General features: G+C 60.1%; 20 protein-coding genes and 1 pseudogene. 16 read left to right on the top strand and 5 right to left on the bottom strand.

Annotated features, from left to right (window positions below; translation table 11 throughout):
• Positions 1 to 36: 36 nt before the first annotated feature.
• The 5 genes from QP802_RS08460 (at position 37) to menE (ending at position 5245) form a co-directional block, all read left to right on the top strand.
• A complete protein-coding gene (locus QP802_RS08460; RefSeq protein ID WP_284818348.1) occupies positions 37 to 1026 on the top strand; it encodes a substrate-binding domain-containing protein in 990 nt (329 codons plus the stop codon).
• On the top strand, positions 1023 to 2069 hold the full coding sequence (locus QP802_RS08455; RefSeq protein ID WP_284818347.1) for an ABC transporter permease: 1047 nt from the start codon (positions 1023 to 1025) through the stop codon (positions 2067 to 2069). Before QP802_RS08460 ends, QP802_RS08455 begins: the two co-directional genes overlap by 4 nt.
• Positions 2070 to 2828, top strand: a complete 759-nt coding sequence (locus QP802_RS08450) for an ATP-binding cassette domain-containing protein (RefSeq protein ID WP_284818344.1) — start codon at positions 2070 to 2072, stop codon at positions 2826 to 2828.
• 68 nt (positions 2829 to 2896) lie between these two features.
• A complete protein-coding gene (locus QP802_RS08445; RefSeq protein ID WP_284818343.1) occupies positions 2897 to 4111 on the top strand; it encodes an ATP-binding protein in 1215 nt (404 codons plus the stop codon).
• Positions 4112 to 4117: 6 nt separating this feature from the next.
• Positions 4118 to 5245 (top strand): o-succinylbenzoate--CoA ligase, encoded by a 1128-nt coding sequence (menE, locus tag QP802_RS08440; RefSeq protein ID WP_284818341.1) that lies wholly within the window; start codon positions 4118 to 4120, stop codon positions 5243 to 5245.
• Here the strand turns inward: menE and QP802_RS08435 are convergent.
• On the bottom strand, positions 5242 to 6081 hold the full coding sequence (locus QP802_RS08435; protein ID WP_284818339.1) for a glycosyltransferase: 840 nt from the start codon (positions 6079 to 6081) through the stop codon (positions 5242 to 5244). The genes menE and QP802_RS08435 overlap by 4 nt on opposite strands.
• Before the next feature lie 39 nt (positions 6082 to 6120).
• Between QP802_RS08435 and QP802_RS08430 the strand changes: the two genes are divergently transcribed.
• From QP802_RS08430 to QP802_RS08420, 3 genes are all read left to right on the top strand, one after another.
• Positions 6121 to 7032 (top strand): 1,4-dihydroxy-2-naphthoate polyprenyltransferase, encoded by a 912-nt coding sequence (locus QP802_RS08430; RefSeq protein ID WP_407933411.1) that lies wholly within the window; start codon positions 6121 to 6123, stop codon positions 7030 to 7032.
• Between the two features lie 622 nt (positions 7033 to 7654).
• Positions 7655 to 7816, top strand: a complete 162-nt coding sequence (locus QP802_RS08425) for a hypothetical protein (protein WP_284818336.1) — start codon at positions 7655 to 7657, stop codon at positions 7814 to 7816.
• A 48-nt stretch (positions 7817 to 7864) separates the two neighbouring features.
• Positions 7865 to 12820, top strand: coding sequence for a DEAD/DEAH box helicase (locus tag QP802_RS08420; protein WP_284818334.1), 4956 nt, complete (start codon positions 7865 to 7867; stop codon positions 12818 to 12820).
• Between the two features lie 11 nt (positions 12821 to 12831).
• Here QP802_RS08420 and QP802_RS08415 read toward each other — a convergent pair whose 3' ends face one another.
• The gene (locus QP802_RS08415) at positions 12832 to 12963 is read right to left on the bottom strand and encodes a hypothetical protein (protein ID WP_255364819.1); all 132 of its coding nucleotides are present in this window, start codon (positions 12961 to 12963) and stop codon (positions 12832 to 12834) included.
• A gap of 163 nt (positions 12964 to 13126) precedes the next feature.
• On the opposite strand from QP802_RS08415, the gene QP802_RS08410 reads away from it, so the two are divergent.
• The 7 genes and pseudogenes from QP802_RS08410 to QP802_RS08385 all read left to right on the top strand — a co-directional run bounded on the left by QP802_RS08410 (position 13127) and on the right by QP802_RS08385 (position 16090).
• A complete protein-coding gene (locus QP802_RS08410) occupies positions 13127 to 13435 on the top strand; it encodes a type II toxin-antitoxin system RelE/ParE family toxin (RefSeq protein ID WP_070482101.1) in 309 nt (102 codons plus the stop codon).
• Positions 13432 to 13725 carry an addiction module antidote protein gene (locus QP802_RS08405; RefSeq protein WP_070362126.1) on the top strand — a complete coding sequence of 98 codons (294 nt, stop codon included), beginning with the start codon at positions 13432 to 13434 and terminating at the stop codon, positions 13723 to 13725. Before QP802_RS08410 ends, QP802_RS08405 begins: the two co-directional genes overlap by 4 nt.
• 79 nt (positions 13726 to 13804) lie before the next feature.
• Positions 13805 to 13960 (top strand): annotated as a pseudogene (locus tag QP802_RS11180) (DDE-type integrase/transposase/recombinase); the annotation flags it as partial.
• 22 nt (positions 13961 to 13982) lie between these two features.
• Entirely contained in the window at positions 13983 to 14324 is a 342-nt protein-coding gene (locus tag QP802_RS08400; protein WP_284818333.1) for an integrase core domain-containing protein, read from the top strand.
• Between the two features lie 177 nt (positions 14325 to 14501).
• A complete protein-coding gene (locus QP802_RS08395) occupies positions 14502 to 15083 on the top strand; it encodes a Mu transposase domain-containing protein (RefSeq protein ID WP_284818331.1) in 582 nt (193 codons plus the stop codon).
• Positions 15080 to 15856, top strand: coding sequence for an ATP-binding protein (locus QP802_RS08390; protein WP_284818329.1), 777 nt, complete (start codon positions 15080 to 15082; stop codon positions 15854 to 15856). Before QP802_RS08395 ends, QP802_RS08390 begins: the two co-directional genes overlap by 4 nt.
• Positions 15857 to 15949: 93 nt before the next feature.
• A complete protein-coding gene (locus QP802_RS08385) occupies positions 15950 to 16090 on the top strand; it encodes a hypothetical protein (protein ID WP_232745367.1) in 141 nt (46 codons plus the stop codon).
• On the opposite strand, the gene QP802_RS08380 is transcribed toward QP802_RS08385, so the two are convergent.
• Positions 16091 to 17320, bottom strand: a complete 1230-nt coding sequence (locus tag QP802_RS08380; protein ID WP_070495012.1) for an MFS transporter — start codon at positions 17318 to 17320, stop codon at positions 16091 to 16093.
• Positions 17321 to 17411: 91 nt separating this feature from the next.
• Here QP802_RS08380 and QP802_RS08375 point away from each other — a divergent pair, with 91 nt between their 5' ends.
• A complete protein-coding gene (locus tag QP802_RS08375; protein ID WP_071569465.1) occupies positions 17412 to 18089 on the top strand; it encodes a TetR/AcrR family transcriptional regulator in 678 nt (225 codons plus the stop codon).
• A 289-nt stretch (positions 18090 to 18378) separates the two neighbouring features.
• On the opposite strand, the gene QP802_RS08370 is transcribed toward QP802_RS08375, so the two are convergent.
• Together QP802_RS08370 and QP802_RS08365 are read right to left on the bottom strand one after the other, a co-directional pair.
• A complete protein-coding gene (locus QP802_RS08370; protein WP_284818327.1) occupies positions 18379 to 19011 on the bottom strand; it encodes a hypothetical protein in 633 nt (210 codons plus the stop codon).
• Complete coding sequence (locus QP802_RS08365; RefSeq protein ID WP_071566606.1) at positions 18974 to 19168, bottom strand: hypothetical protein; 195 nt, start codon at positions 19166 to 19168, stop codon at positions 18974 to 18976. The genes QP802_RS08370 and QP802_RS08365 overlap by 38 nt, the downstream gene beginning before the upstream one ends.
• Between the last annotated feature and the right edge of the window lie 12 nt (positions 19169 to 19180).

Here is a 19180-nt window from a genome sequence, read left to right as displayed (position 1 = left end):
CTTGACAAACATGGTGCGGTGGATCACACTCGTACAATGGCTAAGACACGGACTACATTTTTTGCCGCAGCACTGATGGCTGCGGCGCTGCTTGTTGGGTGCTCCTCAACAGGCGGCGCACCCCGCTCCGAGAACACTGAAGGGACCGCTGGTGGCGTCGATACGCCGAGGTACGTGGTGGCCATGGTCACGCACGGTGCGCCGGGCGACACCTACTGGGACCTCGTGCGCAAGGGCGCGGAGGACGCGGCGAAGAAGGACAACATCGAGCTGCGCTACTCCTCCGACCCGCAGGCGCCGAACCAGGCGAACCTGGTGCGCTCGGCGGTGGACGCTGGCGTCGACGGCATCGCCGTGACCATGCCGAACGCCGAGGCAATCGGCCCCGCAGCGCGCAACGCTGTCGACCGTGGTATCCCCGTCGTCGGCCTGAACGCCGGTATGGGCAAGTACCAGGACTACGGGATGACGGGCTTCTTCGGCCAGGACGAGTCGGTGGCGGGCAACGCCGCCGGCGAGCGCCTCAAGGAGGAAGGCAAGTCGAACGTCCTGTGCGTCATCCACGAGCAGGGCAACTCCTCCCAGGAAGCGCGTTGCGACGGTGTGCGCAAGGGCCTCGACGGCAACGTCGAACTGCTCTACGTCAACGGCCAGGATCTGACGTCCGTACAGTCCACCATCACCTCGAAACTGTCACAGGACAAGAGCTTCGACACCGTCTTCGCCCTCCAGGCGCCGGTGGCGATGCGCGCGACCGAATCCGTGAAGCAGTCCGGGTCCAAGGCGCAGGTCGCCACGTTTGACACCAACGCCGAGCTTGTCGACGCCATCGCCGACGGCCGCATCGCCTTCGCCGTCGACCAGCAGCCGTACCTGCAGGGCTACCTGGCCGTCGACTCGCTGTGGATCGCGAAGCGCAACGGCGGCACCCTAGGCGGCGGCCGCCCCGTCTACACAGGCCCGAGCTTCGTAGATAAGGACAACGTGGACAAGGTCGCCGAGGCAGCGAAGGCGGGCATGCGATGAGCGCGGCGGTGAGCGAAGGGGCGTCGACAAGCGATGACCGGCTACGAACGCACACTGGCTTTTCCAAGCTCATCCGACGCCCCGAGTTCGCTTCGATGCTGGGCTTCATCGCGATCTTTGCGTTCTTCCTGACCGTCGCCCCCGCGTTCCGCTCCTTTGAGGCGCTCGCGACCACCTTGTACGCGTCCTCGACGCTGGGCATCGTGGCGCTCGCGGTGGGGCTGCTGATGATCGGCGGCGAGTTTGACCTTTCCTCGGGCGTCGCCGTGACCACGGCCGCGCTGGCCGCGACGATGCTGAACTACAACCTGCACCTCAACTCGTGGGTTGGCGCGTTCATGGCGCTCGGGATCTCGCTGGCGATCGGCGCGCTGAACGGCTACCTGGTCACCCGCACCGGCATCGATAGCTTCCTGATTACGCTGGCGGCGTTCCTGATGCTGCAGGGCCTCGACCTGGCGGTGACCAAGCTGGTGACCGGCCAGGTGGCAACCCCGATCATCTCCGACATGGAGGGATTCCCGTCGGCGCACGTGGTGTTCGCGGGCACGTTTGACATTGGTGGCGTCACCTTGAACGTGACGGTGCTGTGGTGGCTGCTGCTCGTCGCGATTGCCTCGTTTGTGCTGTTCCGCACGAAGTTCGGCAACTGGATCACCGCGGTCGGCGGGGACCAGAACGCCGCGCGCGCCGTCGGCGTGCCGGTGCGCCGCGTGAAGATCCTGCTGTTCATGGGCGTGGGCTTCGCGGCCTGGTTCGTGGGCATGCACACCCTGTTCGCCTTCGACTCCATCCAGGCAGGCCAGGGCGTGGGCAACGAGTTCCTCTACATCATCGCCGCCGTCATCGGCGGCTGCGCTATGACGGGCGGGCGCGGCACCGCGGTGGGTACCGCGATCGGCGCGCTGATTTTCGGCCTGACGAACCAGGGCATCGTCTACGCCGGCTGGAACCCTGACTGGTTCAAGTTCTTCCTCGGCGCAACACTGCTGGTCGCCGTGTTTACGAATATGTCCTTCGCTAAGTACACCAAGGGGCGCTAAGTGGCTGTCATTGAACTGAAGAACATCACCAAGTCCTACGGCAGCTTCGATGCGCTGCGCGGGGTGAACCTCGCAGTGCGTGAAGGGGAGGTCACTTGCGTGCTCGGCGACAACGGCGCCGGCAAGTCCACGTTGATCAAGATTCTCGCTGGCCTGCACCAGCCGACCTCGGGCGAAGTGCTTATCGACGGCCAGCCAACCGCCTTCACCTCCCCCCGAGATTCGATCGATACCGGCATCGCAACGGTGCACCAGACGCTGGCGATCGTGGATGAGCTCAGCGTGTGGCGCAACTTCTTCCTCGGCCAGGAGCTCACCGGCCGCTTCGGCGTCCTCCGCGACGCCGAGATGAAGCAGATCTGTGCCAAGCAGCTCCTCGAGATGGGCATCGACATCCCCGACGTCGAGGTGGACGCCGGGAACCTTTCCGGCGGCCAGCGCCAGGTCGTGGCCATCGCACGCGCGGTGTACTTCGGCGCCCGCGTGCTCATCCTGGACGAGCCGACCGCGGCGCTCGGCGTGAAGCAGTCCGGCGTGGTCCTGCGCTTCGTCGCAGCTGCCCGCGACCGCGGCATCGCCGTCGTCCTGGTCACCCACAACCCGCACCACGCGTTCCTGGTCGGTGACCACTTCACCATCCTGAAGCTGGGCCGCCAGGAACTCGACGAGCCCCGGGAGAACGTGACCCTGGAGGAGCTGACCCACCAGATGGCTGGTGGCGGGGAACTCGAGGCGCTCAGCCACGAGTTGGGAAGGTAGTAGCGCGTTTCAGGTATACCTGAAACTCTTGCCGGTTTTAGCGATAGTTTCAGGTATACTCGAAACACATGAGAGCCCTGCATCCGCGACAGCAGTACCTCGACAACCTGCTGGCAGTCACCGATAGCGACTTCGTGCGCATCATCACCGGCGTTCGACGCTGCGGGAAATCGACCCTCCTCGAGCTGTACCGCCGCCACCTGCGCGAGCATGGCACCCCAGACGACGCCATCATGGTGATCAACTTCGAGGACCAGGCCAACGCCGCGCTGCGGGACCCTACAACCTTCCACGACACCGTTACGCAACGGCTCGCACAAGGGCTGCGCTACCTCCACGTCGATGAGGTGCAGGAGCTCGAGGACTGGGCGCGCGTGATTAACTCACTGCGCCTCAATGAACAGTTGGAGATCTGCGTGACCGGCTCCAACGCTTCCCTTTTCGTTGGCGAGTCGCTGACCTACCTAGCGGGGCGCTACATCGAGATCCCGATGCTGCCTCTTTCCCTGGCGGAGTTCATAGAGTTCCGCTACCCGGCGGATGCGCGCCCTGGCCTTGACAGTGCGTTTCAGGAGTGGGTCACCATTGGCGGCTTCCCCGCCACGGTACAGCTCGCGGACCCGGTGGTGATTCGTCAGGCGAACTCCTCCCTGTTCGATTCCATCTTCACTCGCGACATTTCCCTGCGTGGCCAGATCCGCGACACCGACGCTTTCCTGCGCGTGGCCCGCTTCCTCTTCGACAACGCCGGAAACCCGGTGTCCACGCACCGCATCGTGGGCCACCTCAAGCACGAGGGGCTCAAGGCGTCGAGTGAAACGGTGGACCGCTACCTCGGACTGATGGCGGACGCGCACCTTATCTATCAGTGCCGGGATTACGACACGAAGGGCAAGCGGTGGCTGAGTACAAACGGCAAGTTCTACTTCGTCGACCCGGGGCTGCGCACCGCGCTGCTGGGCTCTCGCCCTTTCAACTTCGGCCACGACTTGGAAAACATGGTTTACCTTGAGCTTCGCCGCCGTGGGTACCAGGTTGCCACCGGTAAGGTTCCCGGTGGGGAGATTGATTTCATCGCCAACGACGGCCAGCGCACACTCTACATCCAGGTGGCGCTCACGGTTACCGAGCCTGCAACGCTCGCGCGCGAGCTCGCACCGTTCGACGCCCTGCCCGCCGGGTCCCGCTGCATCCTCTTGACGACGGACCGCTTCGCCCCCGACACCGGCAACGTCACGTGGCGCGACGCCATCGAGGTCCTCGCAGGCGGGGCGCTAGACTAACGCTTCGTGACGAAGCTCCTGGAACTCCTCCCCGTTGACCCTGCCAAGCCGCTCGCGATCCTGCCCGCCATCGAGGAAGCGCTGACCGGCCAGCGCGCCCTGCTCCCTGTGCCGACGAACGACCCGGCGCGCGCCAACCTCCTGCGCAACACGCAGGGCGTGGGCGAGCCGATCGCCGACGACGTCGCCCTCGTGGTGGCGACCTCCGGGTCCACGGGCACCCCGAAGGGTGCGCTGCTGACCCCGACGAACCTGATTGCCAGCGCGGACGCCACCCACCAGGCGTTGGGCGGGCCGGGCCAATGGCTGTTGGCGATGCCGGCCGCGTTCATCGCGGGCATCCAGGTGTTGGTGCGCAGCATGGTCGCGGGTGTCGAGCCCGCCTTCGTGGACTTGACCCACGGGTTCCACGTGGATGAGTTCGCGGCCCGCACCGCGGAGATCGCGGCGACTGGGGACCGCTGCTACACAGCGCTGACCCCGCTGCAGCTGGACAAGGCGATGTCGACGCTCACCGGCATCGACGCGCTGCGCAGCTTCGACGCGGTGCTCGTCGGCGGAGCGGCCACCAACCCGACACTGCTGGACTCGGCGGTCAAGCTGCGCATCAACGTTGTCACCACCTACGGTTCCTCGGAGACCTCCGGCGGCTGCGTCTACGACGGGGTGCCAATCGCCGGCGCCAACGTGCGCATCCGCGACGGCCGCATCTGGCTCGGCGGCCCCATGGTCGCGCGCGGCTACCGCAACCAGCCGGAGCACCCCGACTTCGCCGAGCCGGGGTGGTTCCGCACCTCAGACGCAGGCCAGCTTGCCGACGGCCACCTGACGGTCGAAGGGCGCGTCGATAATGTGATTGATTCGGGTGGGCTGAAGCTGCAGCCGGAGGTGCTGGAGCGCTTCCTGCTGGGTGTGCCAGGTGTGACGGACGCGTGCGTGGTCGGCGTGCCGGACGAGCGTTTCGGGCAGCGGATCTGCGCCGCCTTTGCGGGTGAGGCGCAGGTGCCGGACGTGATGGATGCCCTGCAGGACCTGCCGCGGTGGCAGGTACCGAAAGAGCTCAAGCGCGTCGCGGCGTTGCCGTTGCTGGGGCCGGGCAAGGTGGACCGGTCCGCGGTGCGCGACCTGTTCTAGCCTGCGTTGACGACCGCGCTGATGTCCTCGGCACTGTAGCTTGCGGCGAGCTGGGCGTCGTTACCCCCGCGCAGGTTTGTGCGCACCAGCGCCACCGACTGCGAGCCTGGTACCAGCGGAAACTCCTTCGGTTTGTCAAAGACTTGGCGCACAAAGTGCCCGGAGCGCACCGCGCACATGTTGAGCCACACGTCGTCGGCGCTGGGGGCGGCGCGTTGGAATGCGTCGCCCTGGGCGGCGACGAAGTCCACCATCGCGGGTGGGTACGCCACGCCGGAGACGCCGGTGGCGAAGTGCCGTGGGCTCGGCGCGGTGGTGCGCACACTGCGCCACTGCGTGTACGGCGCGAATTGGCCGCCACGCAGCGAAATCTCGTGGGCGCGGTACGCCGTCACCGCCAGCGGATCCACCACCAGCTTCTCGACGAACCACCTCGGGTACAACACGTCATCATCCACCGTGATCACGCTCGTCCCCGTGCCCGCGATCTGCCGGAACGTGCCGTAGTACTTGGTGTGCGGGCCGTAGTGGCCGTCGGAACGCCGCACCTGCAGGCCGCGCTCCATGAGCTCGTGGAGCGGCTCAGGCCAGGGCGCATCGAAGTCCTCCGCGTCCAGCCACAGGATGGTGGGCACGCGGCGAGTCCCCACCAGCAGCGATGCAAGGGTGTGGTGGACCGTCGATAAGCGGGTGCCGTGCGAAGTCAGGCTGATGACAGTGTGGCCGTCGGCGGGAAACTCGAAGCGCCCGGAGCGCACCGCCAACCGCAACGACGGCAGACGCAGCGCCGCGCCTATCTGCGCCACCGCCTGCCGCGCCGCGTAATCAACCCACATGGCGCACCACTTTAGCCGACAGGCCCGACACGGGGCATGATGGAAAGCATGAACGCACAACCCAACCTGCACGCGTGGTGGGAAGCCTCCCGCCCCCACACCTGGCCAAACGCCTTCGCGCCCGTCATCGCCGGCACCGGCGTCGCGGCCTTTACCGCGCACGCCAACCTCGGCCGGGCGCTGTTGGCGCTGCTCGTGGCGTGGGCCCTCATCATCGGCGTCAACTTTGCCAACGACTACTCCGACGGCATCCGCGGCACCGACGACGACCGCTCCGGCCCCACACGCATCACCGCCAGCGGACTCGCCGAACCCAAAGACGTAAAACTCGCCGCCTTCATCGCGTTCGGTGTTGCAGGGCTGTTCGGCATCATCCTGTCCGTGCTGGCCGGGGCGTGGTGGCTGATCCTGGTCGGCGCCGTCTGCATCGCCGCCGCTTGGTTCTACACCGGCGGCAACAACCCCTACGGATACATCGGACTTGGCGAGATCAGCGTCTTCATCTTCTTCGGCCTCGTCGCCGTGATGGGCACCGAGTTCGTCCAGACCGGCTTCCTGTCCTGGGAGGGCCTGCTCGTCGCCGTGGCGATCGGCGCAATCTCCGCATCCGTGAACCTAGTCAACAACATCCGCGACATCCCCACCGATGCGGAGGCCGGTAAGCAAACCATCGCGGTCCGCCTCGGCGACGCCCGCGCCCGCGCCCTGTTCACCGTCCTGACCTGCGTCCCGTTCGTAGTCAGCGTGCTGTTGGCCCTGGTGTACGCGCCGGCCCTGGTCGGACTGGTGGCGCTCCCCCTGGCGATCGCCGCCATCATGAAGGTCCGCAGCGGCGCGACCGGCACAGCCCTCATCCCGGTGCTGGGCCTCAACGGCAAGGCCATGCTGGCGTGGGCCGTGCTCACGGCGGTTGCGCTGGCGTTCGGCGGGATGGTCGTCCCGTACGCGTAGGGCTGGTTCTTTGTGGTTTTGCGGGGTCTACGCACCAAATTCCCTCGCGCAGCAGTTTGCGTAACCTGGGCTTTTCCAAACCTCCGCGCGAAAATCTAGGAATTTGATGTCCTCGTTCGCCGCGCTAGTGACAAAAGACGCAACCCCCTTTTCACGACCTGGACTTTTACCGAGGTCGAGCGGCAGGATTGCGTCCATTGTCACTCGCCGTTCACACAAGACACCACATTCCCCCACCCGATTTACGCGACCGAGGGAAACGCTCCGACGCCACTCTGAAAAACGGGAATGTGGTGCACGTGCTACGCTCGGAACCCATAATTGTATACGGAATCCCATACATTTTGTTTATACGTTTGAAGGAGTTTCCATGAAGCGTCGCATCACAGCCGCAGCCCTGGCTGGCGCAACCGCACTTTCCCTCGCCGTCGCCCCGACCACGTAGGCAGCGGAGAACCCAGACATCCTCGACACGCTGGATAAGGTCGACGGCAAGCTGCAGGAGACAGAAAAGGAGGTCCGAACGAAAGTCGAGCGCGCCAAGCTCCGAAAGATCCTGCACGACAAGGGCACCAGCGCCGCACCAGATACCCAGACCACCCGGGACTGGGTGTACGGTTCCGTGGAGAACGGTTCCTCCGCCGAAGAGGCCTACCGGGCAACGCAGGTCGGCTGGATCCTGACCTGGATCGCAGTTGCCGCAGCAGGCCTGGGCACCATCGGCTACGGCGCGAAGGTCGCCGGTGTGCTGCCTCCACAGGTTGCGCAGGCGCTGCCGTTCTAAGGACCTAATCTCTCGCCCGGGTGGCATCAGTGGGGCATAATGTTGCGCATGTCGACATTCACTGATGCCATCGAGGAACTCCGCAAGCTGCCGTCGAAGTCGGAGCAAGGGTTGGCGTTTGAAAAGTTGATGGTCAACTACTTCAAGACGGACCCGACGCTATCGAGTGAGTACTCGGAGGTGTACCGCTGGGTGGATTGGCCGTTCAACGGTGGCAAGTCAGACGTGGGGATTGACCTCGTCGCGAAGCGGGTGGATGACGGCGAGTGGACGGCAATTCAGTGCAAGTTTTACATGCCCACGACGCATATTCAGAAGGGTCAACTGGACTCGTTCTTTGAGGCGTCGGGACGCTCGTTCGAAACTGACCGCGGGGTGGAGCAGTTTGCGAACCGTCTGATTATTTCGACGACGGACCATTGGTCGTCGAACGCTGAGGCGATGCTGGAGAACCAGCTGATCGCCACGAACCGGATCGGTACGTCGGCGATTGCGGAGTCCCCGATTAATTGGGATATCGCTTACCCAGGCAGTGAGATGTCGGTGAACCTCACCTTGCGGGAGACGTTTGAGCCGCGGCCGCATCAGGCAACGGCGATTGAAAAGTCGCTGGAGGGGTTCAAGGCGCACGATCTCGGCAAGCTGATTATGGCCTGCGGTACGGGGAAAACGTTTACGGCGCTGCGCTTGGCTGAGCGTTTTGCGAAGGAGCACTATGGCAAGGCGCGAGTGCTGTTTTTGGTGCCGTCGATTAGTTTGTTGTCGCAGTCGTTGAAGGAGTGGACTGCGCAGGCACGGATGGATCTTCGCAGTTACGCGGTGTGTTCCGATAGCAAGGTGGCGCGCAAGGCGGAGGATATCGCCTCATATGACCTTGAGGTGCCGGTGTCCACGAACGGCGCGGACATCGCAGAGCGGTTGTCGAAGCGCAAGCGCGCGGCTGGGTTGAGCGTCGTGTTTTCGACGTACCAGTCCCTGCCCGCGATCCACGACGCGCAAGAAGCTGGCCTCGAGGAGTTCGATCTTGTCATTTGCGACGAGGCCCACCGCACCACAGGGGCCACGCTCGCTGGGGAGGACCCGTCGAACTTCTCCCGCATCCACGACAATGACTACGTCAAGGCAAAGAAGCGCCTGTACATGACTGCCACCCCACGGCTTTTCGACGAAACCGTGAAGGGCAAAGCCATCGAGCATTCGGCGGAACTGTACTCCATGGATGACGAAGCCGTGTATGGCCCCGAGTTTCACCGGTTGGGGTTCGGAGAGGCCGTCGATAAGGGGTTGTTGACGGACTACAAGGTGCTCATCATGACTGTGGATGAGTCGCTGGGTGCCGATGCGATGGGCAAGTTCAACGCTGCTGGTGGCAAGGACATTAACTTAACGACGGGCTCCGCGATGATCGGCGTTTGGAATGCGTTGGCGAAGCGCTCGGGGGGTTTGCAGGGCAAGAAGGGCGGCTTCGATGAGGGCGCGGAGCCGATGCACCGCACGGTGGCGTTCGCGAAGGATATTAAGACGTCGAAGGCGATCACTGAGGCGTTCCCGCTGCTGGTGAAGTCGCACCGCGAGCTGTTGCAGGAAAAGGCGGTGCTCAATGACGTTCAGACGCTGAACATGGATCTTGACGTGCAGGCGCAACATGTTGATGGCGCGATGAATGCCCTGGAGCGCAACACGAAGCTGACGTGGCTTGAGTCGGATATGCCGACCAATGAGACCCGTGTGCTCACAAACGCCAGGTGCCTTTCGGAGGGTGTCGACGTCCCCGCCCTCGATTCGGTGGTGTTTTTCAACCCGCGTAATTCGATGGTGGACGTGGTGCAGTCCGTTGGTCGCGTGATGCGGAAGGCGGAAGGCAAGGACTACGGCTACATCATTTTGCCGGTGGCGGTGGCGCCGGATACATCGCCGTCGGAGGCGCTGAACGATAACCAGCGGTTCAAGGTTGTATGGCAGATCCTCAACGCGTTGCGTGCACACGACGACCGCTTTAACGCCAAGGTGAACTCGATTGCGCTCAACGAGAACGTGCAGGATGATTTGCCGATTTCCGTCCAGCCAGTTGTTGATCCTGCGCAGGAGGCGAAGAAGAAACTCGCGAACAGTGAGCGGACCGAGGCCCACGAATCCGACCAGGTGACAGCCCAGCAGATCGCGTTGTTCTCGCTTGAGCAGTGGCAGGAAGCGATCTACACCAAGCTGGTGGACAAGGTTGGTACCCGCACCTACTGGGAGGATTGGGCCGACGACGTCGCGGACATCTCCAAGGCGCAGGTCACCCGCATCCGCGCGCTGCTTGACCAGGCGGATGCGACACTGCGCGGTGAGTTCGACACCTTCGTAGAAGGTCTGCGGGGTAACCTCAACGACTCGATCTCTGAGGACGAGGCAATCAGTATGCTGTCGCAGCACCTGATTACCGCCCCAGTATTTGACGCCCTGTTTAGCGAGCACAACTTCGCCGTCCACAACCCGGTCTCCCAGGTCATGCAGCGCATGGTCGACGCCCTCGACGACAGTGACCTGGATGCCGAGACTGACTCGTTGGAGAAGTTCTACGCCTCGGTGCGTGTGCGCGCATCTGAGGTCACGAGTGCATCCGGGAAGCAGCAGGTGATCAAAGAACTTTACGAGCGTTTCTTCCAAAAGGCGTTCAAACGCGACGCCGACAAGCTGGGCATTGTGTATACCCCGGTGGAGATCGTGGACTTTATCCTGCGCGCCGCCGACGATGTGTCGAAGAAGCACTTCGGCCGCGGTTTAACCGACGAGAGCGTGCATATCCTGGATCCGTTTACGGGCACCGGCACGTTTATGGTGCGCCTGTTGCAGTCCGGGTTGATTGATCCGAAGGATCTCGCACGCAAGTACGCCAACGAGTTGCACGCCACCGAGATCATGCTGCTGGCTTACTACGTCGCGGCCGCCAACATCGAAACGACGTTCAACGCGTTGCTGGCCGAGGCAGCCAAACGCTCGGAAAGCGCACCCCCCCCCCGCTACGTTTCCTTCGAGGGCATCGCGCTTGCCGATACGTTCCAGATCCACGAGGAAGGAGACATCCTCGACCTCACGGTATTCAGAAACAACAACGAGCGCATCGTTCGGCAGAAGGAAGCCCCGATCAACGTCATCGTGGGCAATCCGCCGTACTCATCGGGTCAGAAAAAAGCGAATGACAACAACGCGAACCTGAAGTACCCGACGCTGGATGCGCGTATCGCGGAGACGTACGCGGCGAAGTCAACGGCGACGAATAAGAACTCGCTATACGACTCATATTTGCGCGCATTCCGGTGGGCGACGGACCGAATCGGGGATCATGGCGTCGTGGCGTTTATCGCAAATAACGGCTGGGTAGACGGCAACACCGGAGATGGTGTCCGCCTGTCGATGGCCGAGGATTTCACCGACCTCTATGTTTTCAATCTGCGCGGCAACTCTTTGGGTGGTGGCGAACAAGCCAAGCGTGAGGGCGACAATGTCTTTGATATCCGGGTTGGCGTTGCGGTGCTGATCGGTGTGAAGGATCCTTCCAAGACCGGCTTCCACCTGCATTACGCGCAGACTCCTGACTATCAGAAGCGTAAAGAGAAGCTGGCGTTTGCCGAGAATGCGTCAATTGACCGGATTAAGTGGCGTTCAATCACGCCGAATCAGCACGGTGACTGGCTAAATCAGCGTAGTGCCGAGTTTGGGACGTGGCCCGTGATCGGCGAGAAGAAGAGCGACGAAACAACATTCTTCACAACGTATTCCTCAGGACTAAAGACAGGTCGCGACTCGTGGTCTTATTCGTCTTCTACCCCACAACTCGTAGAAAACATCGAGACGCACGTTGCGAACTACGATCAGGCGCAAGTTGTGTTGCGAAGCGAAGGGTTCGAGCAAAACAAGCGGGGTGTCGATGCGTTGTTTGCGCAGCACCCGGAGTTGATCGACAGCACGCAGGGTTCATGGAATCGTAGCTTGAAGCAGGAGTTAGCCCGCGGAACCGAGATTACGGTCGATACGGACCGTGTCTACACCTCGTTGTACCGCCCGTTTTTCAAACAGCGCAGTTACTTTGCGAAAGAACTCAACGACATGGTGTACCAGTTGCCGTCGATGTTCCCGACGCAGCACCACCACAACATTGGGTTTGCCCAGATGACCGTGGGCGCAGTGAAGCCTTACAGCATTTTTGCAGCTGATATGCTCCTTGACCTTAATCTGTTTGGTTCAGAAGGGACACAGTTCTTCCCCCGCTTCACCTGGGAGCCCGTGGACGCTGGGGATGGTGGGTTGTTTGGCGAGGGGGCGTCGATAAGCGAGGGTGAATCCTCGATGTATGGGCAGGTCGGTGAGGTTGTTGCGGGGCATGTGCGCAAGGACAACATCACTGATGCGATCAAGGCGCTCTACCGCGATGCGCTGGGTGCCGATGTCACTGGTGACGACATCTTCCACTTCGTCTACGGCAAGCTGCACGACCCGAACTATCGGGAGGCGTACGCGACGGACTTGAAAAAGATGCTGCCGCACATTGAGATACCGGGAACGCGTACGGAGTTCGATAAGTTTGCGCGCGCCGGCAAGGAACTCATGGACCTGCACGTTGGGTACGAGGATGTGGAGCCGTACCCGCTGGACATCGCGGTCAAGGGCGACGAGTCCGACCCAGACACCTGGCGTGTGTTGAAGATGAAGTGGGCACGCAAGAAGGACCCAGAGACGGGTAAGAACGTCAACGACGTGACCAAGTTGATTTACAACAAGCGCGTGACCATCACCGGTATCCCGGCTGAGGCTGATGAGTACATGCTGGGGTCACGCTCTGCGCTGGCGTGGCTGATTGATCGCTACCAGGTGAAGAAGGACAAGGCGTCCGGGATTGTCAACGACCCGAACGATTGGGCCGATGAGGTTGGCAACCCGCGCTACATCGTGGATCTGATTGGCAAGGTCACGCGGGTTGCGGTGGAGACGGTGCGGATCGTGGAGGGGCTGCGAGAATAACGCCGTTTGCTTCATTGACAGTTGAGGCTCGAGAGCGTGGCTTCATCACGGATGATCGAAAAGCGGTGCGGTGGCCCCTCAGTCGTCAGGTTGACCTTGAACACCTCACCGAAGATCCGGGCCGTAGCGGACGTGTCATCCACCTCGACCTCAACTCATCAACCGCACCCTCAAGTCTGCATGCGTCTTTAGCGTCTTTAGACGCTTTCCTGGCGTCATCACCAATCTTCAAACCGAAAGAGGAGTCAGCCATGAGAGGCGTATCCCCCACTTGAACCATGTAGCTTTTAGGCTACACTTGGGCGTGTGGAGATCATTTCCAGCAGCTTGTTTGACGCCTGGTTAGGTGAGCTAAAAGACAAACATGCTCAGCGACGCATTTTGTATGCAATAGCCCGATGCGAAGCACACGGAAGAATGATTGGAGACATCAAACCCGTTGGCGAGAAGGTGAGCGAGATGAGATTTCATTTCGGGCCCGGCTATCGGGTGTACTACACCCGACTAGGCGCAATAACGGTTTTCCTGCTGGCCGGAGGAGATAAATCCAGCCAGGATAAAGATATTCGAACCGCTCAAAAGCTCGCACAACAGGTAAGGGAGGAACAGTCGTGAAGGAAGTAACATTTTCAGCGTTCGATGCAAGCAAATATCTCGATAGCCAAGAAGCAGTGAACGATTACCTGGCTATCGCACTCGAAGACGGCGATACGAAAACCGTACAGGTGGTTTTGCGTGACATTGCAAGGGCACACGGCATGAGCCAGCTCGCTAAAGAGACTCAACTCAACCGTGAATCCCTCTACAAGTCACTATCAAAAGACGGTAACCCGTCCTTTGCGGCTATCACGAAAATCATGAAAGCCCTGGGACTCAAAATAACTCTCGCTACACAAAATGCCTAGATACCTACTGGAATCACATCACCAATAAACCAAACGTGCCTCTGCTCAGCCCGTCCGGCCTCTATCCGCCGATCAGTGGTGGATCGCGGATTTCACGTATGTGCACACCAGCTGCGGTTTCAGCTACGTGGCTTCTGTCACCGACGTATTCACCCGTGAGATCCTGGCGTATGTCGTGGACACCCGAGCCACGAAATCTTTGGCCATCCGTGCGCTGCGACAGGCACTGGCACTACGCCAGCGCCAGGACCCGTACTTTGAGTCGGCCGGGGTGCCCCATCACTCGGGCGGGCTCACAGTACACTCCCACACATCTCCGCCGTCTGCTTGCCGTCCATCAGATAGACGGGTCCATCGGCACTGTCGGCGACGCCTACGACAACGGTCTGATGGAGTCAACGATCGGGCTGTACAAGTCTGAACTCATTGATTTCGAGGCAGAGACGTGGACGAACTGGGGGGAGGTGGAACGCGCCACAGCCGGATGGGTCCACTGGTACAATCACGAGCGGTTGCATTCCTCGCTCGGGCATATCCCGCCGATCAAGCACTACACCAACTACCAACGAGAAAACCACGCAGGCCTTCACGCCGCGTAACACGCCGCTCTCAAAAAGTCAGGCCGATTCACAACACCAGCAGAAGGATGCTCTTTGACGAGTTTGAACGCGGCGTACTAGGCGAACTTCCTACAACACCGTGGCAGCATACCGAATGGAAACGTGCGAAAGTCGCACCCAACTTCCACATCACCGTCAATACTGCACGTTACTTAAGTGCCTTACCAGCTTGTCGGCCGGACTGTCGATGTGCGTATCACTGGCAATGAAGTAACCGTTTTTGATGCCGGGCAGCGTGTTGCAACCCACCGGCTTGCCCAAGCCCGGGGGATCTATGTCACCGATGTGGATCATATTCCTGCCAACATGGCTGATACCACAGGGTTGTGGACCAGTGAGTACTTCTACCGTGAGGCAGCCAAGATCGGGCCCGCAACCCGGAGCGTCATCGAAGAACTCATCAGCGCAAAGGCAATCCCTGCCCAGGCGTATCAGTCGTGGCGAAACGTACTGAATATGGGCAAACACGCCAATAAGGTGATCTTGGAACAAGCCTGTGCACGCCTGATCGCACCTGATGGCACCAGGAGGGCTGTGCCGTATACCGCGGTGAAAAACATGATGGCCGCGGTACGCAAAGACCAATCAACCCGCCCGACAGGCCATGATCTGCCAGCCACAACACCGCCTGAAACACCACCGGTGGAACACGCACGCGATACCCGCGGCGCATATCTGGGTGGGTCTGCCCAGTTCAGTATGGAAAACCTCACGAAGAAAGGACCTCTACAGTCATGACACAGCCACAATCAGCATCAGCATCAGCGCGCTTTCTTGATGAATCGATCCTGCCTGTCTTTACCGATCTACGTATGACGGCTTTTGGCCGAACCGTGATTGATATTGCAGCAGATCCCATCTTCGACTCGTGGAGCTTTTCTGACAAAGTGCTCTACGCGCTCGATAAAGAAGTCGCGGCCAAGCGTGAACGACGAGTCAACAAATTACTCAAAGCATCCCGATCGCCAAATCTCGATGCGTGTATCGAAGACATCACCTACGCACCCGGCCGCAACCTCAACAAAGAGCAAATCACCAGACTCGCTCACTGCCAATGGTGTCAAAAAGCGCAAAGCATTGTCATCCTCGGCAAATCATCCGTCGGCAAAACATACCTGGCCCAAGCACTCCTTACCGCTGCGTGCAGAAACGACTACTCTGCTCGTTTCTTCCGCACAGACACCCTGGCCAACCAGCTGATGGTGCTACGCCATGATGACACAGCACGCATGGAGTTTCTTCAAGATCTCCACCTGGCAGACGTACTCGTACTTGATGACTTCTTAACAACGCCGATTGATGCTGCCACAGCACACCAGCTGCTCAACATTCTTGCTGAGCGTGAACACCGGGGATCAACCATTGTCACCTCCCAGTTCACGCCCGATGAGTGGTACAAGTCCATCCCGGATGCTGTCATCGCCGAGTCGATTTTGAATCGGCTTGTCGTTGGCGCTGAGATCATCACGCTGGAAGGTCCGAATATGCGCCTCGAAGCCAATACGCAGTAGCGGCTCATGGTCAACGCCCGGGTGTTACTCGATACTCACCCGGGCGTTACTAAATCCGTGGTCCTAACAGCTATCGCGTCCCCATTCGTGGCCATGTCTCAGTCGTTTAGCAAGCAGGCGAATACGCTCTGGTACGAGATTTTCGATGTCGTCAAAGCCAACTCGCTGGTGGACTACTCGGGGCCGACTCCTGCGGATAACGTGATGGAACGGCTACTTCAGGCACGCTCATAGTTATTGGCGTAGTGCGGGTGCGGTGTGGGCGTAGATGACGACCACTGCAATCAAGGCGATACAGACGGCGAAGGGTGCCAGCGGGTTCCACCCGTAAAGGGCGGTCGAAGCCAGCGGGGCAATCGCGTACGCCAACCCATTATTAGCGTTGATGATGCCAGCCACTGCGCCTTGCTCATCTGCACTCATCTTCAAGGTTGGGCCAGTGTTGTACCCGGGCATCGCCAGTCCCATACCTACCCCCAGCACGATACACCCGACAACCAGTAAAGCGTGCGAGGAGGTAGGCCAAATGAGCACAGTTGCAACTAGTGTAATGGCCAGACCAGTACGTAAAAGCTTCGCTGCTCCCCACCCTGTCTTTGGAGCAATCACCGCTTGGGCAATGATCATGGTCACGCCCATGATGGTCAGGTAAATCGCGGAAATACCTGCGGTCGCAGTTGCCGACAGGGCGAAGCGGTCTTGGACAGTGAATCCAAAAATCGTAGCAACAGAAGAAAACACAAGAAACATCACCAGACCAGTTGCTAGCCAGGGAGCTACACGCGGATCAGTGAAGCGAATCCGTTGAGGCTTTGCAAAAAGTTGCCCTCGGCTTTGAGGTGCGAAACTCACCAAGAGAACAACCAGACCAATCACCATCACAACGGGCATGACCACCAAGGGCAAGAGCAGGCCACCAGCAGCGGCTAACACACCTCCAGTAACACCTCCAACAATGGAGGCCATCCCTTGAGCCGCTCCAATCATGCCCAGTGCTTTTACCCGCCCGTTCTCGCTGGCAGCATGCGTGACCAGGTGGGCTTGCGCGGTCGGGGCGATCGCTGAAATCCCTCCACCATAGAGCAAACCACGAGTGATCACAACACCAAAAACTAGTCCGACACCGCCAACTACCTGGTTCATCCCCAGGTAGGAGACAATACCGAAGGCGCTCAAAGCGATGATCGCGATCACAAGCCCGGCAGCGAGTACACGTTTAGCGCCGACACGTTGGGAAGCTCGCCCCCAATAAGCACTCAAGCTCGCTAGTACAATCGCTGCCAAAGAGATAGTGGCGCCAATATGCCATTCCCGCAATCCCATCTGTCGTGACAGTGGCGCGATGATCGGATTGAGAATCATTTGCCCCATAAAGGCGAGAAAAACGATTCCCACTACCAGGTTTGCTTGCGCTCCTGGATCAATAGAGCTCTGTGTCGGCTTATTACTACGAGGGTCGGGCATCACTACACTCCATTACTAGAACACTGTTTCACTTAGGGATATTGTAGAATGGTGTTCTAGTAAGGGTCAAGGAATAAGTTAGGGTCACCTTATGAACACTGCGCTAACGGGGCGAAGGGCTGGGCTATCACGCGAGCTGATTGTCAAACAAGCTGTACAGTTAAGCGCGATCAGTGGCGTTGAGGGATGGTCAGTACGGGACATTGCCCGTGAACTGGGCGTGGTTCCCTCAGTGATTTATCATTATTTTCCAAACAAGGAAGCCATTTGTGATGCTGTTGTAGACCGGGTATGTGTCGGGATTGAAGTTCCCGACCCGGACCTTGAATGGAAAGCCTGGTTTCGAGCTATGGCTCACAATCTACGCCCCGCATTGTTAGCATATCCGGGGATTACCGACAGGTTCGCGCGGGGCAAGTTCACCGAACAGTTTTTGCCGATGATCGATGGAGCCTGGGCCAAACTACAAGAAGCTGGGTTTGGTGACAATTCGCCTGTGGCCTACACAATTATCGCGAACTCGATCATCCACACGATCGGAGCGAGAAACCTGCGCGCATCCAATCAAATCCAGCCTCGCCACAACCTGCACGAAATGCTTGTCAGGCTTGAGCCTATGATGGCTCAATCTGTTGGACTGACCAGTATTGTCAACTCTTACCTGGAGCCTCTCTCACACCCTGATGAAGAAGAAGCGATGTCCGAGGAATACTACGACCTCGTCATCGATGTGATTCTAGACGGCATCGAACACACCCTGCTGCCTTAACTCTGACCCACTTCTCAATCATCGTCTTAGTGAGCGCCCGCACAGCTGTGTACTTCAACACAGCGGATGTAGCCCAGTTGATAAGCCGGGTCAGTTCACGTTCACCCCCGCGTTCTCATGGTCACGGAGACGGTTAAGTAGTTCTTCCTGATACGGATTATTCATGGTGTGCCCTTCATCCAGGTATGGGTAAAGGGGGCCAAGGCACACACCCTGACCCCTTCGCTGTCTGCTACGGGCTAGCGTCTACTCGGTAGCACCCGCCGTGGTCGGCTCCACCACATCCTGTTCAGCCGTCGCCAGCGCCTCCGGGCGGATCACGGAACGGCAGCATGGACGATTCCTCCACCTCCGTGATCTGGTAGCCGAACGGGGTAGCCATCGGGTGGCCCGCAGTGACCACCTCACGGCCCGGCACCGTCGGCGCGGAAATGATGCGGAACCCGAGCAGGCGACCAATCTCACCGTTCAAGAGATTGCCGTTGTTCACTGCCTTGTCCAGGCGCTCGTCGTACAGCAACGCCGATTCCATCTCCGGGCCAACCATCACGAAACGGTCAGTCTTCGGAACCGAAGTGGCGTTGAGTTTCTTACGCAGCGCCACCAGCGTCTTGTACGCGTCCTTCTTCTCAATGTCGAGCGGGAGGGTGCCCACCTTGTTGGAGTTCTTCACTCCGTCCTTCATGAGCTTGCCGATGTAGGTATCGACCTGCTCGGACATGCCTTCCTCTGCCTCGCTGACTGCCTCCGGCTTCACGTCCAGAGCAGACTGGACGGAAGATACCAGCGGAATCTTGAAGTTGAAGTAGTCGCCCTGGTCGGTCTTGAACTTACGCTCTCCGAACTCGACATCTTCAACAATCATGTCTTCGGACTCGTCGTACTTACGGATGGTGGGGACGGCCAAGGTTGGAGACAACAACCTCGTCACCCTTGCCCTTGATTTCACCTTCGAATTCGCGGTTCGTCACGCCTTCCTGCGCGAATGCCCAGGTCTCCTTGAGCGGCTGCATGAGCGCGGACGCGACAACGGGGCCAATTACCGGATCCCAGTTCTTGTGGGACTGTGGAGTTGCCATAGTGTGTTCCTC

This window comes from Corynebacterium sp. UMB10119B, assembly GCF_030228125.1.
Lineage (GTDB): Bacteria > Actinomycetota > Actinomycetes > Mycobacteriales > Mycobacteriaceae > Corynebacterium > Corynebacterium pseudogenitalium.
This window is presented reverse-complemented; position numbering and strand designations above follow the sequence as displayed.